Source organism: Actinomadura sp. NEAU-AAG7, assembly GCF_018603865.1.
Lineage (GTDB): Bacteria > Actinomycetota > Actinomycetes > Streptosporangiales > Streptosporangiaceae > Spirillospora > Spirillospora litoris.
Map to the genome: position 1 here is coordinate 226,915 of NZ_JAHFZY010000008.1, position 18,766 is coordinate 245,680.

16 protein-coding genes are annotated in these 18,766 nt (G+C 73.6%); 10 read left to right on the plus strand and 6 right to left on the minus strand.

The window, feature by feature from the left end:
- Positions 1–151: 151 nt before the first annotated feature.
- Positions 152–4,078 carry a type VII secretion protein EccCa gene (gene eccCa / locus KLI87_RS33310; RefSeq protein WP_308166407.1) on the plus strand — a complete coding sequence of 1,309 codons (3,927 nt, stop codon included), beginning with the start codon at positions 152–154 and terminating at the stop codon, positions 4,076–4,078.
- 15 nt (positions 4,079–4,093) lie between these two features.
- Here eccCa and KLI87_RS33315 read toward each other — a convergent pair whose 3' ends face one another.
- Positions 4,094–5,353 (minus strand): S8 family serine peptidase, encoded by a 1,260-nt coding sequence (locus KLI87_RS33315; protein ID WP_214620219.1) that lies wholly within the window; start codon positions 5,351–5,353, stop codon positions 4,094–4,096.
- 68 nt (positions 5,354–5,421) lie between these two features.
- The gene (locus KLI87_RS33320) at positions 5,422–5,730 is read right to left on the minus strand and encodes a hypothetical protein (protein WP_214620220.1); all 309 of its coding nucleotides are present in this window, start codon (positions 5,728–5,730) and stop codon (positions 5,422–5,424) included.
- 178 nt (positions 5,731–5,908) lie between these two features.
- On the opposite strand from KLI87_RS33320, the gene KLI87_RS33325 reads away from it, so the two are divergent.
- Positions 5,909–6,091 carry a hypothetical protein gene (locus KLI87_RS33325; RefSeq protein WP_156219957.1) on the plus strand — a complete coding sequence of 61 codons (183 nt, stop codon included), beginning with the start codon at positions 5,909–5,911 and terminating at the stop codon, positions 6,089–6,091.
- A 46-nt stretch (positions 6,092–6,137) separates the two neighbouring features.
- Here the strand turns inward: KLI87_RS33325 and KLI87_RS33330 are convergent, their stop codons facing one another.
- On the minus strand, positions 6,138–6,749 hold the full coding sequence (locus KLI87_RS33330) for a TetR/AcrR family transcriptional regulator (protein ID WP_214620221.1): 612 nt from the start codon (positions 6,747–6,749) through the stop codon (positions 6,138–6,140).
- A gap of 56 nt (positions 6,750–6,805) precedes the next feature.
- Between KLI87_RS33330 and KLI87_RS33335 the strand changes: the two genes are divergently transcribed.
- Positions 6,806–7,132, plus strand: a complete 327-nt coding sequence (locus KLI87_RS33335; RefSeq protein ID WP_156219955.1) for a rhodanese-like domain-containing protein — start codon at positions 6,806–6,808, stop codon at positions 7,130–7,132.
- 170 nt (positions 7,133–7,302) lie between these two features.
- Complete coding sequence (locus tag KLI87_RS33340; protein ID WP_214620222.1) at positions 7,303–9,009, plus strand: serine/threonine-protein kinase; 1,707 nt, start codon at positions 7,303–7,305, stop codon at positions 9,007–9,009.
- A gap of 148 nt (positions 9,010–9,157) precedes the next feature.
- Here the strand turns inward: KLI87_RS33340 and KLI87_RS33345 are convergent, their stop codons facing one another.
- Entirely contained in the window at positions 9,158–9,442 is a 285-nt protein-coding gene (locus KLI87_RS33345) for a DUF397 domain-containing protein (RefSeq protein WP_242891589.1), read from the minus strand.
- The gene (locus KLI87_RS33350) at positions 9,439–10,260 is read right to left on the minus strand and encodes a helix-turn-helix transcriptional regulator (protein WP_156220158.1); all 822 of its coding nucleotides are present in this window, start codon (positions 10,258–10,260) and stop codon (positions 9,439–9,441) included. Before KLI87_RS33350 ends, KLI87_RS33345 begins: the two co-directional genes overlap by 4 nt.
- Before the next feature lie 351 nt (positions 10,261–10,611).
- Between KLI87_RS33350 and KLI87_RS33355 the strand changes: the two genes are divergently transcribed.
- The 6 genes from KLI87_RS33355 (at position 10,612) to KLI87_RS33380 (ending at position 17,509) form a co-directional block, all read left to right on the plus strand.
- Positions 10,612–11,148, plus strand: coding sequence for an ATP-binding protein (locus tag KLI87_RS33355; protein ID WP_214620223.1), 537 nt, complete (start codon positions 10,612–10,614; stop codon positions 11,146–11,148).
- 109 nt (positions 11,149–11,257) lie between these two features.
- Complete coding sequence (locus KLI87_RS33360; protein WP_214620224.1) at positions 11,258–11,611, plus strand: STAS domain-containing protein; 354 nt, start codon at positions 11,258–11,260, stop codon at positions 11,609–11,611.
- Between the two features lie 191 nt (positions 11,612–11,802).
- Entirely contained in the window at positions 11,803–13,062 is a 1,260-nt protein-coding gene (locus tag KLI87_RS33365; protein ID WP_214620225.1) for a pitrilysin family protein, read from the plus strand.
- Positions 13,059–14,420, plus strand: a complete 1,362-nt coding sequence (locus KLI87_RS33370) for a pitrilysin family protein (protein WP_214620226.1) — start codon at positions 13,059–13,061, stop codon at positions 14,418–14,420. Before KLI87_RS33365 ends, KLI87_RS33370 begins: the two co-directional genes overlap by 4 nt.
- A gap of 269 nt (positions 14,421–14,689) precedes the next feature.
- Positions 14,690–16,441, plus strand: a complete 1,752-nt coding sequence (locus tag KLI87_RS41250; protein ID WP_214620227.1) for a sporulation protein — start codon at positions 14,690–14,692, stop codon at positions 16,439–16,441.
- A gap of 180 nt (positions 16,442–16,621) precedes the next feature.
- Complete coding sequence (locus tag KLI87_RS33380; protein ID WP_214620228.1) at positions 16,622–17,509, plus strand: hypothetical protein; 888 nt, start codon at positions 16,622–16,624, stop codon at positions 17,507–17,509.
- Positions 17,510–17,520: 11 nt separating this feature from the next.
- Here the strand turns inward: KLI87_RS33380 and KLI87_RS33385 are convergent, their stop codons facing one another.
- Positions 17,521–18,522, minus strand: a complete 1,002-nt coding sequence (locus tag KLI87_RS33385; RefSeq protein ID WP_214620229.1) for a hypothetical protein — start codon at positions 18,520–18,522, stop codon at positions 17,521–17,523.
- Positions 18,523–18,766: the final 244 nt, after the last annotated feature.

Here is an 18,766-nt window from a genome sequence, read left to right on the forward strand (position 1 = left end):
ACAATTGATCCGCGCCGCCTCCGGGCCTCCGCACTAGGATGGCCCGTCGTTGACCCGTGGTCGTGAGGGACGAAGGGAAGCGGTGGTGGGAACCGTTCTCGTGCGGCGGCCGGAAAGGCGGCCGCCGCCGCGGATACCCGAGGGCGAGATCATGTTGGAGCCGCCGCCCGAAGTTCCGGAAACCATTAACCAGGGTTTTATGAACGCCCTGATGTACCTGCCAATGGCGGCCGGCGGCGGCGCCATGGGCCTCATGTTCATGGGAGGCGCCGGTGGGACCGGTGGCGGCAACCCGCTCATGTGGGTGGCCGGCGGGCTGTTCGTCCTGTCGATGGTCGGCATGGGTTTCGGGCATGCCGGGCAGGGCGCGGGTGAGCGCAGGCAGCGGCTGAACGGCGCGCGGCGCGACTACTACCGCTACCTCGACCATGTGCGGGGGCGGGTGCGCAGGGCGGCCGCCCAGCAGCGGGAGGCGCTGGAGTGGAGCGGGCCCGACCCCCGGTCGCTGTGGTCGCTGGCGATGAGCCACCGGCTGTGGGAGCGCCGCCCGGCGGACGAGGACTTCGGGCAGGTCCGGATCGGGCGCGGCCGGCAGCGGCTGGCGCTGGAGCTCGTCGCCCCCGACACCAAGCCCGTCGAGGACCTGGAGCCGATGTGCGCGGGCGCCTTGCGGCGTTTCCTGCGGGCGCACTCGACCGTTCCCGACCTGCCGGTGGCCGTGTCCCTTCCGGCGTTCGCGAGGGTGGTGGTGACCGGTGGGCAGGAGGCCGCGCGGGCGATGGCGCGGGCGGCCGTCGCGCAACTCGTCACGCTGCACACCCCGGACGACGTACGCCTCGTCATCTGCGCCTCACGCGAGCGGATGCCGCAATGGGAATGGACGAAATGGCTGCCGCATTGCCTGCATCCGAGCATGCAGGACGCGGCGGGCCCGGTGCGGTTGGCCGGTCACTCGCTCGGGGCGCTGGAATCACTGCTGCAGGAGGATCTCAAGGACCGTCCGCGCTTCTCCCCCGGCGCCGACACACAGCACATGCCGTTCTACGTGGTGGTCATCGACGACGGGACCGTCACGGGCGACTCGCAGATCGGCGCGGACGGCATCAAGGGCTTGTGCGTCATGGACCTGAGCGGTTCGGTCGCGCCCACGTCCAGCGCGACGATGCTCCGCCTGCATGTGACGGACAACGGGCTGGAAATGCTGGAGCGGGACCACACCGGAAAGGACGTGCCCAGCGTTCTCGGTGAAGCCGACCGGTTCGATCCCGTCCAGGCCGAAGGGCTCGCGTTGAGGCTCGCGCCGCTGCGGGTCGGGGCGGCGGAAGAGCCCGAGCAGAACGCGCTGGCGGGAAATCTCACGCTCACCTCGCTGCTCGGGCTGGGCGGCCCCGACGACGTCGATCCGCGGTTCACCTGGCAGCCGCGGGCGCCGCGCAACCGGCTCCGCGTTCCGATCGGCGTCGACTCCGCCGGCCACCCCGTCGAACTGGACATCAAGGAGTCGGCCCAGGGCGGAATGGGACCGCACGGGCTGCTGATCGGCGCCACCGGTTCCGGAAAGTCGGAACTGCTGCGCACGCTGGTGCTGGCGCTGGCGGTGACCCATTCGCCGGAGACGCTCAACTTCGTGCTGGTCGACTTCAAGGGCGGCGCCACCTTCCTCGGACTGGAGCGCTTGCGGCACGTGTCCGCCGTGATCACGAATCTGGAGGAGGAGCTCCCGCTCGTCGACCGGATGTACGACGCGCTGCACGGCGAAATGGTGCGGAGGCAGGAGCTGCTGCGTTCGGCGGGCAATCACGCGTCGCTGCGCGATTACGAGCGGGCGCGGGAACAGGGTGCCGCGCTGGAGCCGCTTCCGACCTTGTTCGTGGTGCTGGACGAGTTCTCCGAGCTGCTCGCGGCCAAGCCGGAGTTCGCCGAGCTGTTCGTCATGATGGGACGGCTGGGCCGGTCGTTGGGGGTGCACCTGCTCCTGGCGTCCCAGCGGCTGGAGGAGGGGAAGCTGCGCGGACTCGACTCGCACCTGTCGTACCGGATCGGCCTGCGCACGTTCTCCGCGATGGAGTCCCGGGCGGTGCTGGGCGCCCCGAACGCCTACGAGCTGCCTCCCCAGCCGGGGAACGGCTATCTGAAAGTGGACGTCAACGAGATGGTCCGGTTCAAGGCCGCCTATGTCTCGGGGGCGGTGGAAGAGGAAAGCGAATCGCGGTTCCATGGGAACGCCCATGGGGCGCCCCGGCGGATCCTTCCGTACAGCACCGCCTTCATCCCTTCACCAGGCCCCGCCCACGCGGGCCCGAGGGAGACCCGCGTCGAGCGGGATTCCGGCGAGACCCTTTTCAAGGCGGTCATCGACCGGCTCGCCGACCACGGCCCCGCGGCGCGGCGGATCTGGCTGCCCCCGTTGGACGTGCCCCCGACGCTCGACCGACTGCTGCCCGCGTTGGCGCCGACGCCCGAACACGGCCTGACACCGCCCGGGTGGACGGGGCGGCGGCGCCTCGCCGCCGTGGTCGGGGTCATCGACCGGCCGTTCGACCAGCAGCGCGATCCGTTCTGGGTCGATCTGTCGGCCGCGGCCGGGCATGTCGCCATCACGGGCGCGCCGCAGACCGGCAAGTCGACGATGCTGCGTTCGCTCATCGCGTCCCTGGCCTTGTTGCACACGCCGGAGGACGTGCAGTTCTACTGCCTGGACTTCGGCGGGGGGACGCTGGGCGGCCTCGCCGGTCTGCCCCATGTGGGCGGGGTGACCAACCGGCTCGACGGCGACCGGGTGCGCCGGACCGTCGCCGAGGTGACCGCGCTTCTCGAACGGCGGGAGCGCGAGTTCGGCGACCAGGGGATCGACTCCATCGCCATGTACCGGCGGCTCCGGGCGACCGAGCGGATTCGCGGGGACGGATACGGCGACGTCTTCCTCGTGGTGGACGGCTGGATGACGCTGCGCCAGGAATACGAGGCGCTTGAGGACGTCGTCACCGACCTCGCGGCGCGGGGGCTCGGATTCGGCGTGCACGTCGTGGCGACCGCCGGGAAGTGGTCGGAGTTCCGGATGGGCATCCGGGATGTGTTCGGCACCCGGTTGGAACTGCGGCTCGGCGATTCCTACGAGTCCGAGATCGACCGGCGGCTGGCCGAGAACGTGCCGGAGGGACGGCCGGGGCGCGGCCTGACCCGCGACGGCCTGCATTTCCTGGCGGCGCTGCCGAGGCTGGACGGCCGCGGCGGCGCCGACGACCTCGCCGAGGGCGTCGCGGGGATGGTGAGGGCCGTCGACGCCGCCTGGCAGGGGCCGCCCGCGCCCCCGGTGCGGCTGCTGCCCGCCGTCCTGGCGGCGGAAGATCTCGCGAGTATGCCGGGTGTCGGCGGGGAGCCGCGGGCCGGATGGCGCGTCCCGATCGGCATCGACGAGGCGGCCCTCGCCCCGGTGTGGCTCGACTTCGCCGCGGACCCGCACTTCGCGGTCGTCGGCGACACCGAGTGCGGGAAGTCCAACCTGCTGCGGCTGGTGGCCGAGGGGATCGTCGCGGGCCACCCGCCCGCGGAGGCCAAGCTGATCTTCATCGACTACCGGCGGACGCTGCTGGACACGGCCGACACCGCGCACCGGGTCGGCTACGCGGCGTCCGCCTCGGCGGCGTCCGACCTGGTGGAGGATCTGGTCGACGCGCTGAACGACCGGCTTCCGCCGCCCGATCTCGCCCCCGAGCAGCTCCGGGCCCGGTCGTGGTGGAAGGGCTCGGACATCTTCCTGATCGTCGACGACTACGAGCTCGTCGCCACGGCCGGGAACCCCGTCCTACCGCTGCTGGACCTGCTCCCCCAGGCGCGGGACATCGGCCTCCACCTCATCTTGGCCCGGACCATGGGCGGCATGGGCCGCGCCCTCTACGAGCCGGTCATCCAGCGGCTGAAGGACATGGCGGCGCCCGCGCTCGTCATGTCGGGGAGCAAGGAGGAGGGGCCGCTGTTCGGTGAGGTCCGGCCCGCGCCCCTGCCACCGGGGCGGGGCACGCTGGCCGACAGGCGCAATGGCGCTCGCCTCGTCCAGACGGCCGCGCTGGACTCCTGACGGCCGGCCGCCCGGTCAGGACGCGCCGATGCCGCCGCGCCCGGAGGGTGGGGGAACGGGCTCGTCCTCGTCTCGCGGGACGGAGATGACGGCCTTCCCCGGCCGCCAGCCGCGGCGCCGCCCGAGCGGGAGGACCACGCCGCAGAGCGCCGCCAGCGCGGCCAGGCCCAGTGCGCCCGCCGCGAGCACGACGGCCCGGTCATGCGTCCTGCCGTCCTCGGGTGGGGACGCCACGAGCCTGGCCGGGCGCGGGGAGGGCTGCCGGAGCGCGGCGCCGGCCGCCTCTTCAGGGATGAGCGCGGTCACCGCCTGCACGGGGTTCACCATTCCGCTGCCGGTGGCCGTTCCCGTGTTCCCGTCCGCCGTCGTGAGGATCCGGTGGACGACCTGGTCCTGGCGGAGCAGCGGATGGCGTGCGCGCACCAGCGCCGCGGTGCCCGACACATATGCGGCGGCATAGCTGGTGCCCTGGGCCTGCGGGTTGAAGCCGCCGTTCGGCCAGGGAACGGTGATCCCCTCGCCGGGCGCGCCGACGTCCACGCGGGATCGGAGGCCGGAGCTCTCCACCCTCTGACCGTCCTCGCCGAGCGAGGCCACGGAGACCACGCCCGGGTAACTCGCCGGATAGGAAGGGCCTTCGGCGCCGTCCGGGGCCGTTGTGTTGCCCGCGGCGGCGACGATCACGGCGTTTCTTCCCTGCGCGTAGCGGACGGCCTGTTCGAGCGCCGGTGAGTCGCCCGCCGCTATCGAGATGTTGATGACGTCCGCTCCCGCGTCGGCCGCCTCACGGATCGCCCTGGGGAGCCGTTCGCCGCCCTTCTCCTCATGGTCGCCGTTCTGCTGTTTGTAGACGAGGAGCCGGGACGCCGGGGCCACGCCGGTGAGCGGGAATCCGCGCGCGGAGAGGTCCCGGCCCGCGATCAGCGCGGCCACACCGGTGCCGTGGCCCGCGCAGTCGCGGTCGCCGGTGCCGGTGAGGTCGGTGGAGCGGGCGACGCGTCCCGCGAGCATCGGATGGGTCGCGTCCGCGCCGCTGTCGATCACGGCGACGGTCACGCCCTCGCCGCGCGTGAACGGCCAGGCCCGCTGGAAGGCCAGGCGCCTCTGCGCCCACGGCTCGGAGAAGGGGGCCCGGTTCCCGCGCGGCGGATCGCAGGGGGCCTGCGTCACGGGGGACGGCGACGGGGGGCGCGGGGTGCCGGACGGAGAGGGGGGCGGTGCGAGCAAGGGCATCGCGAGGAGTAATCCGGTGGCCTTCAGTTCGATCGCGCGCATCGTCCGCTCCCCGGGCACTCGTGGACCCGACCGACTGTAGGGGAGCTTTACAGGGGGCGCACCGATTGTCAGGGGCGGGGGCGGCGGGTTTGCCACAGGCGGAATGCCAGGAGGGCTGTCGCGAGGGTCGCGCCTACCAGGAAGCCGGTCAGGAAGTTGGATGGGGAGTGGCCGGGGGAATGGATGATCCAGCCTGTGCAGACGGCGATGACGAACAGGGTGTAGCAGGTCGCGAAGACGTAGAGGCGTTTGCTTGAGGGGAAGCGGCGGGGCGGGCGGTCGGCGGGGTCGTCGTGGTCCTCGTCGGGGAGGGACGTGATGAGGCCGGGGGGCGCCTCGTCCTCGGGGGCGGGGTGGCGCGCGAGGTCGTCGGTCATCGGTCTCTCCTTGGCGGGCACGGGGGCATTGAAGGCGAGTCCCGGGGTAGGCGCAAACCAGCGCTAAACGGAACGATCACTCGGAATACCGGGGCAACCTTTGCGGTTGCAACTAGTTGTACCGTCCAGTGTGATGGGCGGCACATCACGTCCACCCACGACCCCCGCGGAGGCGACCATGCCCAGCAGCATCCTCAGGCCCCGAGCCGGCAACGGGCGCGCACACGTGAAGACGACGTCGCTGCGCGCACTCGCGGTCGCCGCACGGCTGGAACGCGAGCACGCCCCGGAGGGCCCGCCGGGCCACCGGAGCGGCCGGGCGGACGGCGGCCCCGAGCGGCTGACGCCCGACCCGGCCTGACGACCCGCGAGCCCCCGTGTGCTTCCAGGAGCGCACGGGGGCTCCGCTATGCGCGCAGGGCGAAGAGGGTGTGGACGGCGGCACGCGTGCGGTCCACGCCCAGCGCCTCGACCATGGCGGTGAGGTGTTCCGCGCCGAGCGCGGCCATGAGGGTGTGCGCCACGGCCTCGCCGTCCGAGGCGTCCAGGAGGATGGTCAGGTGGCGGTGCCAGAACCGGTAGGCGCCGATGCGGTAGCGCGCCCCGGGTGACGCGGTCTCCGACATGCGCACCAGGGACAGGTGGTCCAGGACGTAGTCCAGGTAGGCGTCGACGAAGGCGCGTATGCGCGCGGACGGTTCGGCGGTCTCGCCGGGCTTGCCCGGCCCCAGGGGGGACGGTCCGGCGAGGATCGCGTCCTGGAGTTCGCGCTCGCGTTCGTCGAGGAGGGCCGCGGCCAGGCCCGCCTTGTCGCCGAAGCGGCGGAAGAGGGTCCCCTTGCCGACCCCCGCGGCGGCCGCCACCGCGTCCATCGACACCGACTCCACCCCCTGGCGGGCGAAGAGGTCGGCGGCGGCGGCGAGCACCTTCGCGCGGTTCCTGGCGGCGTCCGCGCGCTCCCGGGGCGGCGGCGTGCGCGCGAGTTCGAGATCCGCCTTGCCAACCGGACCGTGGTCCATTACCGTTCCTCTCGATGGATCAAACGGACTATAGTCCATTTCAGTCGGGAGGATCAATGTCCGCCGTGATCGACCGCGCCGGCCTGCGTACCGCCATCGAGGATGGCACCGCCACCGTCGTCGACGCCCTGCCCGCGTCCTACTACGCCAAGCAGCACCTGCCCGGCGCCCTCAACCTCGTGGAGGACGAGGTCGCGGAACGAGCCGGGAGCCTGCTCCCCGACAAGGACGCGGCGATCGTCACCTACTGCTCCAACCTCGCATGCAACAACAGCAAGGCCGTGGCGGCGCGCCTGGAGAAGCTGGGCTACACCGACGTGCGCGTATACCGGGAGGGCATCGAGGACTGGACGGAGGCGGGCCTGCCCACCGAGAGCGCCTGAAACAACCGGTCCGACGACCGCCCCAAGGGGCGGTCGTCATGCCGTGCGTCCCAACGCCGCAGGTCCCGCTATTGATCATCCGGTTCGCCCAGCGCGTACCCTCGTGTGGCCAATAGTCTTGCTGGACGGATCTGGAGCGACGGGGAGCGAGTGGTGTGACGGACAGGACGATGCCGGATTCCCACCCGCTGCGGTCGGGTGACCCGGCCCGGCTGGGCGGCTACGAGATCCTGGGCCGACTCGGCGAGGGCGGGCAGGGGGCGGTCTTCCTCGGCCGTCCCGCCGGCGGGGACGGGCCGGCCCCCACCACCGACCACGTCGCGATCAAGCTCCTGCACGGCGGGCTCTCCGGGGACGAGTCCGCGCGGGCCCGGTTCGTCCGCGAGCTGGAGGTCGCCAAGCGGGTGGCGCGGTTCTGCACCGCGCAGGTCCTGGACGCCGACGTCGCGGGCGACCAGCCCTACATCGTCAGCGAGTACGTTCCGGGCCAGTCCCTGCACAACGTGGTGCGCGTGGAGGGCCCGCGCACCGGCGGGACGCTGGAACGGCTCGCCATCAGCACCCTGACGGCGCTCACGGCGATCCACCAGGCCGGGATCATCCACCGCGACTTCAAGCCCCACAACGTGATGCTGGGTCCGGACGGCCCCCGCGTCATCGACTTCGGGGTGGCGCGCGCGCTGGGCGCGGCCGGGGAGACGCAGAACGTCGGCACACCCGCCTACATGGCCCCCGAGCACTTCACCGGCGGCGCCGTGGGCCCGGCGTCGGACATGTTCGCGTGGGGCACGACGATGGTGTTCGCCGCGACCGGGCGGCCCGCGTTCGGGAACGACGAGATGGCCATGGTCATGCACCGGATCCTGACCGCCGAGCCCGAGCTCGGCGACCTGCCCAGCCCGCTGCGGGAGCTGGTGGTGGCGTGCCTGGACAAGGACCCCTCGCGGCGGCCCACCGCGCGCGAGGCGCAGGAGCGCTTCGTCGGCGCCGCCAGCGGGACCTCCCCCGCGGCGCCGTCCCCCGTACCGCCGCTCCCCGCCGTCCCCGCCGCGTCGCCCGACCAGGTGACCGATCCGTCCGGGCGACGGCACACGACGGCGCCGCAGCCGCCGCCGTTCGGCGACGCGACGCCGCCCCGGCCCGCCCCCGCGCCCGAGCCGTCCGGCCTCGGCGCCCCGCAGGGGCCTCCCCCGCCGCCGGGACGGCGGGGCGGCCGGAAGCGCGGCCTCATGATCCCGATCGCGGCGGCGGCGGCCGTCGCGGTGGTCGTCGCGGGCGGCGCGGTCTGGGCCGCGACCCGGTCGGACGGCGGCGCGCCCGCCGAGGACCGCCCCGCCGCCGCGCCCGCCCAGGAGCACGGCGCCCAGGACGGCGCCGCGGGGACGAGCGGCGCGGGCGGCGCGTCCAAGGGCCCGAAGGACAAGCGCGGCCGTCCAGCGGGTTCTGAGAGCCCCGGGGCGGCGAGCCCGAACGGGTCGAAGAAGCCGGGCGGCCGGCCCGGCAGCCCCGACCCCACCAAGGGCGGCGGCGGGTCCGGGCCCGTCCGCGAGCCCGCGAACAAGTACACGCCGCAGGCCGTGTGCAACAGCGGCGGGCACGGCGGCGGCTACTACGTGCAGCGCTCCATCGCCGCGTCCGGCGGGACCGTCTACCTGCTCTACAACAGCTCGCACTACAACTGCGCCGTCACGATGAAGACCCGGAGCGTCGGCAAGGCGTCCTCGGTGTCGGTCTGGATCCAGCGCAGCGGAGGCGGCCGGGTCGCCGACGGCGGGTCCTTCGAGTGGTACGCGGGCCCGGTGTTCGTGTCGGCGGCCGGGAAGTGCGTCCGGTTCGGCGGCAACGGCGGCACCGCCCCCTACGGCAACTGCGGCTGACTCGGAGGGAACGGAAAAAGGCCACCCTCGCGCCGGGGTGGCCTCTGTTTCTGCGGAGCGGACGGGTCGACGTTCGGTGGACCGGAGTCGACCCGCCGCGTGCGACGAGCCGCGCTGTGGCGGCGTTCCGTTGGCGGTTTTCCGGGTGTCAGTTACGGGAGGCGATGAGATGGTCGAAGTCGCCGTCCTTGGCTCCAAGGATGAGCGCCTCTATCTCAGGGCGGGTGTAGATGAGGGCGGGGCCCTCGGGATGGCGGGAGTTGCGCATCGCGACCTGCCCGCCGGGCAGCTCCGCTATCTCGACGCAGTTCCCCTGGGAGTTGCTTCGCCGGGACTTCAGCCACCGCGCGCCTTGGAGCTTGGTGGCGGGCATCCCGTTGTCGTAGTCGTCGTGACCGGCCCTGGTCTGGCCGTGCTGGGTCTGGAGCATCATGTCTCTCTGAGAAGATCACCGAGAAGCTCGACCGTGCGCTCCGGGGTCGCACTGTCGACACAGAGGCGTTCCATCGCCTGCAGGTAGGTGTCGACGTCGTCGCGCTTGTCCAGGTACATCGCGCCGGTGAGGTTCTCGACGTAAACCACGTCCGGCAGGTCCTGCTCGGGGAAGCGCAGGATCGTGAAGGCCCCTCCCTCGGCGGCGTGCCCACCGAACCTGAACGGCATGATCTGGATGGTGACGTTGGGCAGCTTGGACATCTCGATGAGGTGCTCGAACTGACCGCGCATCACCTCCGGTCCGCCGATGGGACGCCGGAGCGCCCCTTCGTCCAGTACCGCCCACAGGCGCGGAGCGTCCGGGCCCGTGAGGCGTTCCTGGCGTTGCAGGCGCAACTCGACGCGCTGGTCTATCTCGTGTTCGGCGGCCCCGGCGTTGCCCAGGCGGATCACCGCCCGCGCGTACCCCTCCGACTGCAGCAGTCCTGGGACGAACTGAAGCTCGTACGTGCGGATCAGTGCCGCCGACTCCTCCAGACCGACGTAGGTCTGGAACCAGTTGGGCAGAACGTCGTTGTACCGGTGCCACCAGCCGGGGGTGTTGGCCTCCCGCGCCAGCTGCAGCAGCGCCTCGCGCTCGGTCTTGTCGCCGACGCCGTACAGCGTGAGCAGGTCGTCCACGTCTCGTTCTTTGAAGCTGACCCGCCCGAGCTCCAGACGGCTGATCTTCGACTCCGACGCGCGGATGACGTAGCCGGCGTCCTGACGGGTCACGCCCTTCTCCTCGCGCAAACGGCGAAGCTGCGACCCGAGCAGGATCCGACGGACCGTCGACCCGCTTCCCGGCGTCTCTGGAGTCACGCCCAACCTCCCGGCTATTCGGCGGACAGCGAACCTAGTGTGCCACTGGCCTCCGTGTCCTGCGGTTACCTCCGATCGCCCGCGTGCATCCGCGCCGCCCCACACCCTTCCGAACTCAGATGCACGTGCATTGGGCCTTGCATTCGCACGCTACGATGCGCAGGATAACGCACGAGACTTCCGAGCCACGGCTGCACAACGAGATCACTCTGCGGGGTCCGGGGAATGACGTCACGTCACGCGCACGACGACACGCGGTGGGAGCTCGGCCCCCTCGTGGGGCCGGCCGAGCCACGGGACATCGCCGTGCGCTCGACACCCGTGCCGGAGTCGAGCGACCTGCCTCCCGAACTGGACAAAGCGCTCACGACGCTGACGGAATTGGCACGTCCCACGGTCTCCTTCACCGTCCAGCCCGACCCGGAGTCGGTCACCGAAGCACGTCATTTCGCCGTCTCCCGGCTCGTCGAGTGGGGAGCGCGCGTCCTGTCGGACGACGTGGGGCTCGTCGTCTCGGAGCTCGTCACCAACGCGCTCAGGCACAGCGGCAGGACGGCCTGCGGGCGGCCGGGCGACGACGTACACCGCGAGGGCGTGTGCGACGACCCGGCCGACCCGCTGGGCTCGGCGCCGCCGGCCATCCGGCTGCGCCTCCGCCACGAGCGCCCCTGGCTGCTGTGCGGGATCATGGACTCCAGCCAGGCCGCGCCCCGGCGCAAGGAGCCCGACTACATCGCCGAGACCGGACGCGGCCTCCACCTGGTCGAGTCCTTCAGCGTCCGCTGGGGCTGGCGGACGCTGCCCCAGGGGAAGGTGGTCTGGGCGCTGTTCCGCTGTCCCTGAGGCATCGAGGCGGCGCCCGCCGTCCTTGGGGCAGGAGCCACGCGGGAGTAACCAGGGGCCCATCGGGTATGGGGGCCTTCCCCCGGACGACCGCAGAGAAGGAGCAACGGTGGACTTCGCCGTCGGACACCGCGTCGAGAAGGGCGTCACGGTCGTGAAGATCAGCGGCGAGATCGACGTCTTCACGAGCCCCCGGCTGCGGGAGGCGCTGCTCGGGATCATCGACGACGGCGGGGTGCACCTGGTCGTCGACCTCGGCGAGGTGACGTTCCTCGACTCCACCGGCCTCGGCGTGCTCGTGGGCGTGTACCACCGGTTGCGGGCGCGTGACGGCTCGATGTCGTTCATGGGGGTGAACGACCGGGTGCGCCGGGTCTTCCACGTCACCCAGCTCACCAAGATCTTCGTTCTGCACAACTCGCTGGACGAGGCGATCGCGGCGCACGAGTCCGCCGCGCACTGATCTTCCCTCCGGGGCGCGCGCCGAGCCGTTCCGAGCCCTCCCGAGCCGCCCCTCCCCGCCCCGTCGAGGGCCGCGCACCCGGTACGGTGAGACAGAGATCAAGCCCGCCGCCTGGGGCCCTGCCACCCAAGTCCCACCGAAGCGCGCGGAGCTGTGCACCAGCCGACCCATCGATTGGACGGGAGCGCTCCGTGGCAGAACAGCCGCTGCATGAGCACACGCTCGGCAATGGCATGCGCGTGGTGGTCTGCGAGGACCATGTCGTACCGCTGGCCGCCGTGAACCTCTGGTACGGCGTCGGCTCACGGCATGAACACGCCGGCCGGACCGGGCTCGCCCACCTCTTCGAGCACCTGATGTTCCAGGGCTCGGCGAACGTCGCCGAGGGCGAGCACGCCGCGCTGCTGGAGAGCGCGGGTGCGGCGTTCAACGCCAGCACCTCCTTCGAGCGCACCAACTACTACGAGACCGTCCCCGTCAGCCACCTGGAACTGGCCCTGTGGCTGGAGGCCGACCGCATGGGCACGCTGCCCGCCGCGCTCACCCAGGCCAACCTCGACAACCAGCGCGACGTGGTGAAGAACGAGCGGCGCCAGCGCTACGACAACCAGCCCTACGGAACCGCGTTCGAGCGGCTCTGCGCGCTGACCTTCCCCGAGGGCCACCCCTACGCGCACACCCCCATCGGCTCCATGGACGACCTGGACGCGACCACGCTGCAGGACTGCACCGACTTCTTCACCACCTGGTACGCGCCGGGGAACGCCGTGCTGTCGGTCGTCGGGGACGTCGACGCCGACGCGACGCTGGCGGCGGTGGAGCGGTACTTCGGCGGCATCCCGGCGGGGCCGGAGAAGCCGTCCGCGCGTCCGGGGACGCTCGGGCCGCTGACGGGCATCCGCGGGGAGGCGCTCGACGAGGAGGTCCCCTCCCCCGCCTACTTCGCGATGTTCACGCTCCCCACCGACGGCGGGGACGAGATCGAGGCGGCGGAGCTCGCGGTGGAGATCCTGGGCGGCGGCTCCGGGTCGCGCCTCTACGACCGCATGGTGCGCCGCGACCAGATCGCCACCGAGGTGTGGGCGGGGGTGACCCGGCTGGCGTCCGGGCAGTCCCTCGCGATCGTCGACGCGGTCGGGCCGGAACCGGACAAGATCGCCGCCGTGCTGGACGAGGAGCTGGAGCGGTTCGCCGCGTCCGGCCCCGACGCCGACGAGACCGCGCGGGCGACCGCGCAGGCCGAGCGCGGCTTCCTGGAGCAGACCGAGACCGTCACCGGGCTCGCCAACGCGCTCTCCCAGAACGCCACCCAGTTCGGCGACCCGGCCCGGGTCTTCACCGCCCCCGGACGCGCCGCCGCCGTCAGGGGCGAGGCCATCCAGGAGATGGCGTCCCGCTGGCTCGCGCCCGGCGCCCGCACCGCCCTGACCTACGGAGGTACGTCGTCGTGAGCGCTCTGTTCTTGCAGCCCCGCCCCGTCCCGGGGCCGGTCCCCGCGTGGGCGTTCCCGGCCGGCGAGGCGGGACGGGTGCCCGCGGGTCCGGCGACCCTCCGCGTCGACCTGCCCGGACGCCGGCTGGCGGCGGTCCGGCTCGTCCTGCACTCGGGTGCGGGACGCGAGCCGGAGGGCTCCGACGGCGTCGCGACGCTCGCCGCGCGCGCCCTGCTGGAGGGCACCGAGCCGGGCGGCGGCACCGCGCTGACCGCGGCGTTCGAGCGCCTCGGCGCGAGCCTGTACGCCGCCGCCGACCTCACGGCCCTGCGGATCGCGCTGGACGTCCCGGTGACGCGGCTGGCCGAGGCGCTGGAGCTGTTCTCCTCGGTCGTGCGGCGGCCCGCGCTGGACGACGCCGACGTCCGCCGCCTCGTCCGCGAGCGGCTGGAGGAGATCGCGCAGGAGGACGCCGACCCCGGTTCGCGGGCGGCCCGCGAGCTGCGCGCGGTCATGTTCCCGGCGGAGGCCCGCGCGTCCCGCCCGACCGGCGGCTCGCGCGAGTCCGTCGGCCGGATCGAGGGCGCCGACGTCCGGGCGTTCTACGAGGCCGTGGTGCCCGCCGAGGCCACCGCCGTCGTCGCCGGGGACCTGGCCGGGGTCGACGCCGACGCGGCGCTCTCCGGCGCGCTCACGGGCTGGACGGGCACCGGCGGCCCGCTCCGCACCGCCGACAGGATCATGCCCGAGTCGGCCGCCCGGATCGTCGTGGTCGACCGCCCCGGTTCCGTGCAGACCTACCTGAGCATCGGCCACGGCGTCCCCGACCGCTCCCACCACGACTGGCCGTCGCTGATGGTCGCCTCGCACGTGCTGGGCGGCGGCCTCACCTCGCGCCTCAACGCGGTGCTGCGCGAGGAGAAGGGCTACACCTACGGGATGCGGGCCGGGCTGCTGCGCATGCGGCACTGCGGGCTGTTCATCGCGCAGGGCGCCGTCCACACCGAGGTGACCGCCGACGCCGTCACCGACGCGCTCACCGAGCTGCGCGGCGTGGTGTCGCGCGGCATCGACGCCGAGGAGCACGGCGCGTCCGTGCGCGCCCTGGCCGACCGCGCGCCCGCCGAGTACGAGACCTCGCGCGCCGTCGCGGCCGAACTCGCCGACGCGGCCGCCAACGGGCTCGGCCAGGAGTACCCCAGCGCCTACCTGGCCGCCGTCCGCGCCTCCACCCCCGACGGCGTGGCCCGCGCCTACCGCAAGCATGTCGACACCGACGCGCTGACCGTCATCGCCGTGGGCGACGCCGCGCAGATCCGCGAGCCGCTGGAGAAGCTCGGATACGCGCCGGTCACCGTCACCGCCAAGGAGGAGTGACCGCCGCGCGTCCGCCGTGCTCGGGGTGTCCTCCGCGGCGGCCTCGACCGCCGCGCGGGCGCGTGCCCTGACCGGTGGGGCGGCGCCGGAGGCGAGCCCCGCCGGAAGAGCGGCGGGGCGACGCCGCACCCGCCGGGCGGGCGCGAGACGCGAGCCGCCGGGAAGTGCCTTGGCCCGGATGGTGAAACACCATGCGAACCGATGGCATGGTGGATTCCGTCTGACATGTGCGGGGGACGGCCCCCGCGGTTCGGAGAGAGGAACAGCCGGTGTCCTACGGGCGGATGGCAGGCGGGTACGGAGCCGGGGGACCCTCCGTCGACACGATCCTCTCCGAGCCGAACTGCCGGCCCGGCGGTGTCGTGGCGGGGAAGGTGCACCTGCGCGGCGGCGACCGTCCCGTGGAGATCCGCCACGTGACGCTGGCGCTGATGCCGCGCATGCAGAACGGCTACGGCGGCGAGACCGCCGGGCCCGAGGTCTACCGGGGCGCGCTCACCCGCGGCTTCACCCTGGAGGCCGGGCGGCAGCGCGACATGGCGTTCTCGATCCCGCTGCCCTACGAACTGCCGTTCACGACCGTCCTCGGGCACGAGCTGCCTGGGTTCACCATCGGGATGTGCACCGAGGTGGACGCCAAGGGCCAGCCCGACCCGGGGGACGTCGACCCGATCTCGGTGGAGCCGCTGGAGTCCCAGCAGTGGGTGCTCGCCTCCATCGCGCGGCTCGGGTTCCAGATCTCGAACGTGACGTTCGAGTCGTCCAAGCTGCGCGGGGTCTCCCAGCAGCTGCCGTTCCACCAGGAGATCCACCTCGCGCCGCCGCCCGCCTACCAGGGGCGGCTCGACAGCGTCGGGCTGAGCTTCGTCGCCAGCCCGCGCAGCATGGCCTTCGTGCTGCGCGCGGAGGAGCGCTCCGCCCCCTCGGACGAGTCGTTCGGCGTGTTCCAGGTGGGGCACGCCGAGGCCGCCGAGACGGACTGGAACGCCAAGATAGGCCGGTGGCTAGAGGCCGCCGCCGCTCTGCCGCGCGCCGCGTCGTCGCATGCCCCCAGAGGGGCGGGTGGCGCATACGGCGGGCCGCCTCCGGGGCAGGCCGCCCATGGGCAGGCTCCTCTTCCGCCCCCCGGAGGCCATTTCCCGCCTCCCCCTGGGCAGCCTGGACGGCAGCAGCCCGCGGCGGCCTATGGCGGCCCGGCCGAGTACGGGCAGCCGGGCAACGCCCAGTTCCCGCCTCCCGCGCCCGCCCCCGGGCAGTCCCCGGCCCCCATGCACACGCCCGGCCACGCTCCTCCGCCCGGCCCGACACCGGGGCACGCCCCTCCCCCAGGACTCGCGCCCCCGCCGGGGCACGCGCCGCCGCACGGTGCCCCGCCGGCTCCCGGGCCCGGTTTCGGGAACGCGCCCGGATATCCGCCCGCCCCTGGGCACGCTCCGTCCGGCCCCGGCTTTCCGCCTCCCGCCGCGCCAGGGCATGCGCCGATGCCGGGGGCCGTTCCGCCGCCGGCGCCGGGCGGCGCGGTTCCGTACGCGCCTCCGGGGCCGCCCCCGCCCGCTCCTCCGGGCCCCGGCGCGGCGCCCTATCCGCCCGCGCATGGCCATCCGGGGCCGCCTCCCGTCCCCCTGCACCACGGCCCGCCCGGCCACCACGGGTACCGGGGCCACCACGGCCGTGGTGTCGCGGCGGCGGGGCTGGTCGGAGGCGCCGCGGCGGCGGGCATCGCGGGAGGCATGGCGGTCGGCGCCATGGGGGACGCCGCGATAGGCGCCGCGGGCTTCGCGCAGAACGTGGCGGGGTACGCGGCCGGCGTCCCCGTGGACGCGTTCGGGAACGCCATCGGCGGCTACGCCGGGCAGGTGGCCGGCCATGTCGCGGGCCAGGTCGCGGGCAACGTCGCGGGCAACGTCATGGGGGACGTCGCGGGCGGCGTCGTCGGGGACGTCGCGGGCGATGTCGCCGGTGAGATCGCGGGCGGCGTCGGCGAGATCCTCGGCGGGCTCCTCGGCGGTCTGTTCGGCTGATCCCGCGTGATCCCGCGTGATCCCCCCTGATCCAGGGGGCCCGGCGGGCTCCTGGAACCCCACGGGGCACGGCCGTTCCACAGAAATGCCGGGCCTTTCGGACGAGATCTGCCGCACCCAGGGCCAACGGGCCGCCCGCTGGTTAAGGTCGGAAGCGCAGACCGCCTCCCGAGGAGCCACATGACCACCGTGATCCTGGTCCTGCTGTGCCTTGCGATCGCCGGACGCGAGTTCTACATCGCCTCCGACAAGCGGCTCCCCCGCGCGCAAGCGGACCTGCGCGACCTGCGCACGCAGGTGGCCGAGCTGTCCAAGCGCCACGAGGCGCTGCGGAGCGAGGTCGCCGCGAGTGCCGGGCCGTCCGGCATCCCGATCCCGCAGCCGGCCGCCGAGGTGTCCGAGGCGGTGGAGTCCCGGGTGGAGTCCGTCGCCGCCCGCGTGGAGCGCCTGGAGAAGGACGTGGGCGAGATCTCCGCCGAGCTGGCGGGCCTCGACCTCGACCGTGACGCGCAGCGCGCGCTCGCCCGCTCGCTGGACGCCGTGGAGCAGGACATCACCGAGCTGCACCGGGAGATGCTCGACCGCCTCGACCACGAGGAGGGCGTCGTCACCGGCATCGTCCTCAGCGAGGAGGGCGAGGCGGAGGCGCTGCTGGCGGAGGCCTACGAGCGCTGCGCCGCCGAGTACGGGCTGCGCGTCCGCATCCGCGACCAGCGGTCCGGGCAGGCCGCGAGCGGCTCCTACTGGGGCACGGTGTACTACCTGTCCGGCCGCCGCGCCGACCCGCTCGCCGAGGAGCTGCTCGCCTACGCGCGCGGCCTGTACGACCCGCAGGACCCGTCCGGCGTCAGCGCGCTGCTGACCGAGCTCGCCCATCTGAGCGGTGGCGGCGTCGCGCGGCTCGGCGCGTTCACGGTCGTCCGCACGACGAGCGCGCTCGTCTGCGGCCTGCTCAGGGACGCGGGCGAGCGCCCGGTGCCGTCCGAGCCGTGGGAGCTCGCGGGCTACATCCGCGAACTCCCCGACGACCTCCAGTGCGACCTGTCCTGGCTCCGCCCCCAGACCTGAGCCCTACCTGATCAGGGGCGGACGAAGCGGGGCGCCGCCGCCGCGTCGTCCACCCGGAAGGCCAGCAGGCACCGGGGCGTCCGCGCGGCGTCGATCCGCAACGCCAGCCCGAGGCCGAGGTCGGGGTCGACGAACACGACGCGCCGCAGCGCCCGCAGCGCCCGCCGCGTCCGCGCGCCCGAGTCCGCCCGCCCGCCCTCGCGGAGCGTGCCGGTGACCACGCGGCCCGCGTAGCGCCACAGCGCCACCGAGTCCAGCACCCGCACCCCGGCGGACGTCAGGTTCGCCACGATCACGACACCCGTGTCGTCGTCCTCCCGCGCGTCCGGCGGCGGGAGCGTCCCCTCGCCCGGCGCCAGGGGACCGCCGACGGCGCGGTGGTAGCGCAGCGGATCCAGCGTGTCGATGACGAACGCGCCGACATAGGGCCGGGACGCCCGGGGCGGCCCGGAACCCCCCCTGGACTTCCTCCGCTCGCCCAGGTGCGCGCTGAGGTCGAACACCATTCCCGAGTCGTCCAGCCATGCGGGCAGGCCGAGGCGCGCCGCGGCGGGACGGTCGAGCCCCTCCATCGTCTGCCAGATCTCGTCGGTGCGGCGCGTCAGCGTCGCCGCCATGCCGAGCCCGGGGAACGCGCCCTCCAGCACGGCGAGCATCGCCCGCCACGTGGAGCTCCCGGCGAACTCCGCCACGAACGCGTCGGCGAGCGCCTCGCGCCGCGCCGGGTCGGCCATGGGCCCCTGCGGGCCGGCCGGCGGCTCCGCCGGGGGTTCGGGCGGCCTCGGGGCCCACTGGACCTCGCGTCCCGCGGGCGGCTCGGCCGACAGCCCCTTCGGAGGCAGGGACGGGACGTCCGGGACGGTGCGCCCCGACCCGCCGCCCCGCTCCTCGCTGGAATCGCCGGTCCGCTCGTGCCGTCCGCCCTTCCACTCCGTGTAGGGCTCGTCCTCCAGGGGGCCTCCGCTCAGCGGGGACGGCTCCTCCCGGGTGGCCGACGGCTCAGCGAACGGCACCGCGTCCCCCGGGCCCCTGGGGGGAGGCACGGCGGCGCTGGAGGGGGCCCACCGGGGCTTGTCGGTGTCCGTGGCCGGCGGCTCGGCGGGACGCGACGTCCATGGGGAGGGCGACGGCGGCGGGTCCTCACGCGGAGGCCCGCCGGGCGGCTCCTCCCGCGAGGAGGCCGGGTACGGGACGTCCTGCCAGAGGGGGTCCTCGCGCTCCTCGGAGGAGGCCGGCGGACTCGGCGTCCAGGGCGCG

Coding starts and splice junctions, on each gene's coding strand:
- KLI87_RS33325 (WP_156219957.1), top strand. CDS start 5,909: ATGCCCAGCAGCATCCTCAGGCCCCGAGCCGGCAACGGGCGCGCACAC.
- eccCa (WP_308166407.1), top strand. CDS start 152: ATGTTGGAGCCGCCGCCCGAAGTTCCGGAAACCATTAACCAGGGTTTT.
- KLI87_RS33315 (WP_214620219.1), bottom strand. CDS start 5,353: ATGCGCGCGATCGAACTGAAGGCCACCGGATTACTCCTCGCGATGCCC.
- KLI87_RS33345 (WP_242891589.1), bottom strand. CDS start 9,442: ATGATGCTCCAGACCCAGCACGGCCAGACCAGGGCCGGTCACGACGAC.
- KLI87_RS33320 (WP_214620220.1), bottom strand. CDS start 5,730: ATGACCGACGACCTCGCGCGCCACCCCGCCCCCGAGGACGAGGCGCCC.
- KLI87_RS33340 (WP_214620222.1), top strand. CDS start 7,303: ATGCCGGATTCCCACCCGCTGCGGTCGGGTGACCCGGCCCGGCTGGGC.
- KLI87_RS33335 (WP_156219955.1), top strand. CDS start 6,806: ATGTCCGCCGTGATCGACCGCGCCGGCCTGCGTACCGCCATCGAGGAT.
- KLI87_RS33380 (WP_214620228.1), top strand. CDS start 16,622: ATGACCACCGTGATCCTGGTCCTGCTGTGCCTTGCGATCGCCGGACGC.
- KLI87_RS33330 (WP_214620221.1), bottom strand. CDS start 6,749: ATGGACCACGGTCCGGTTGGCAAGGCGGATCTCGAACTCGCGCGCACG.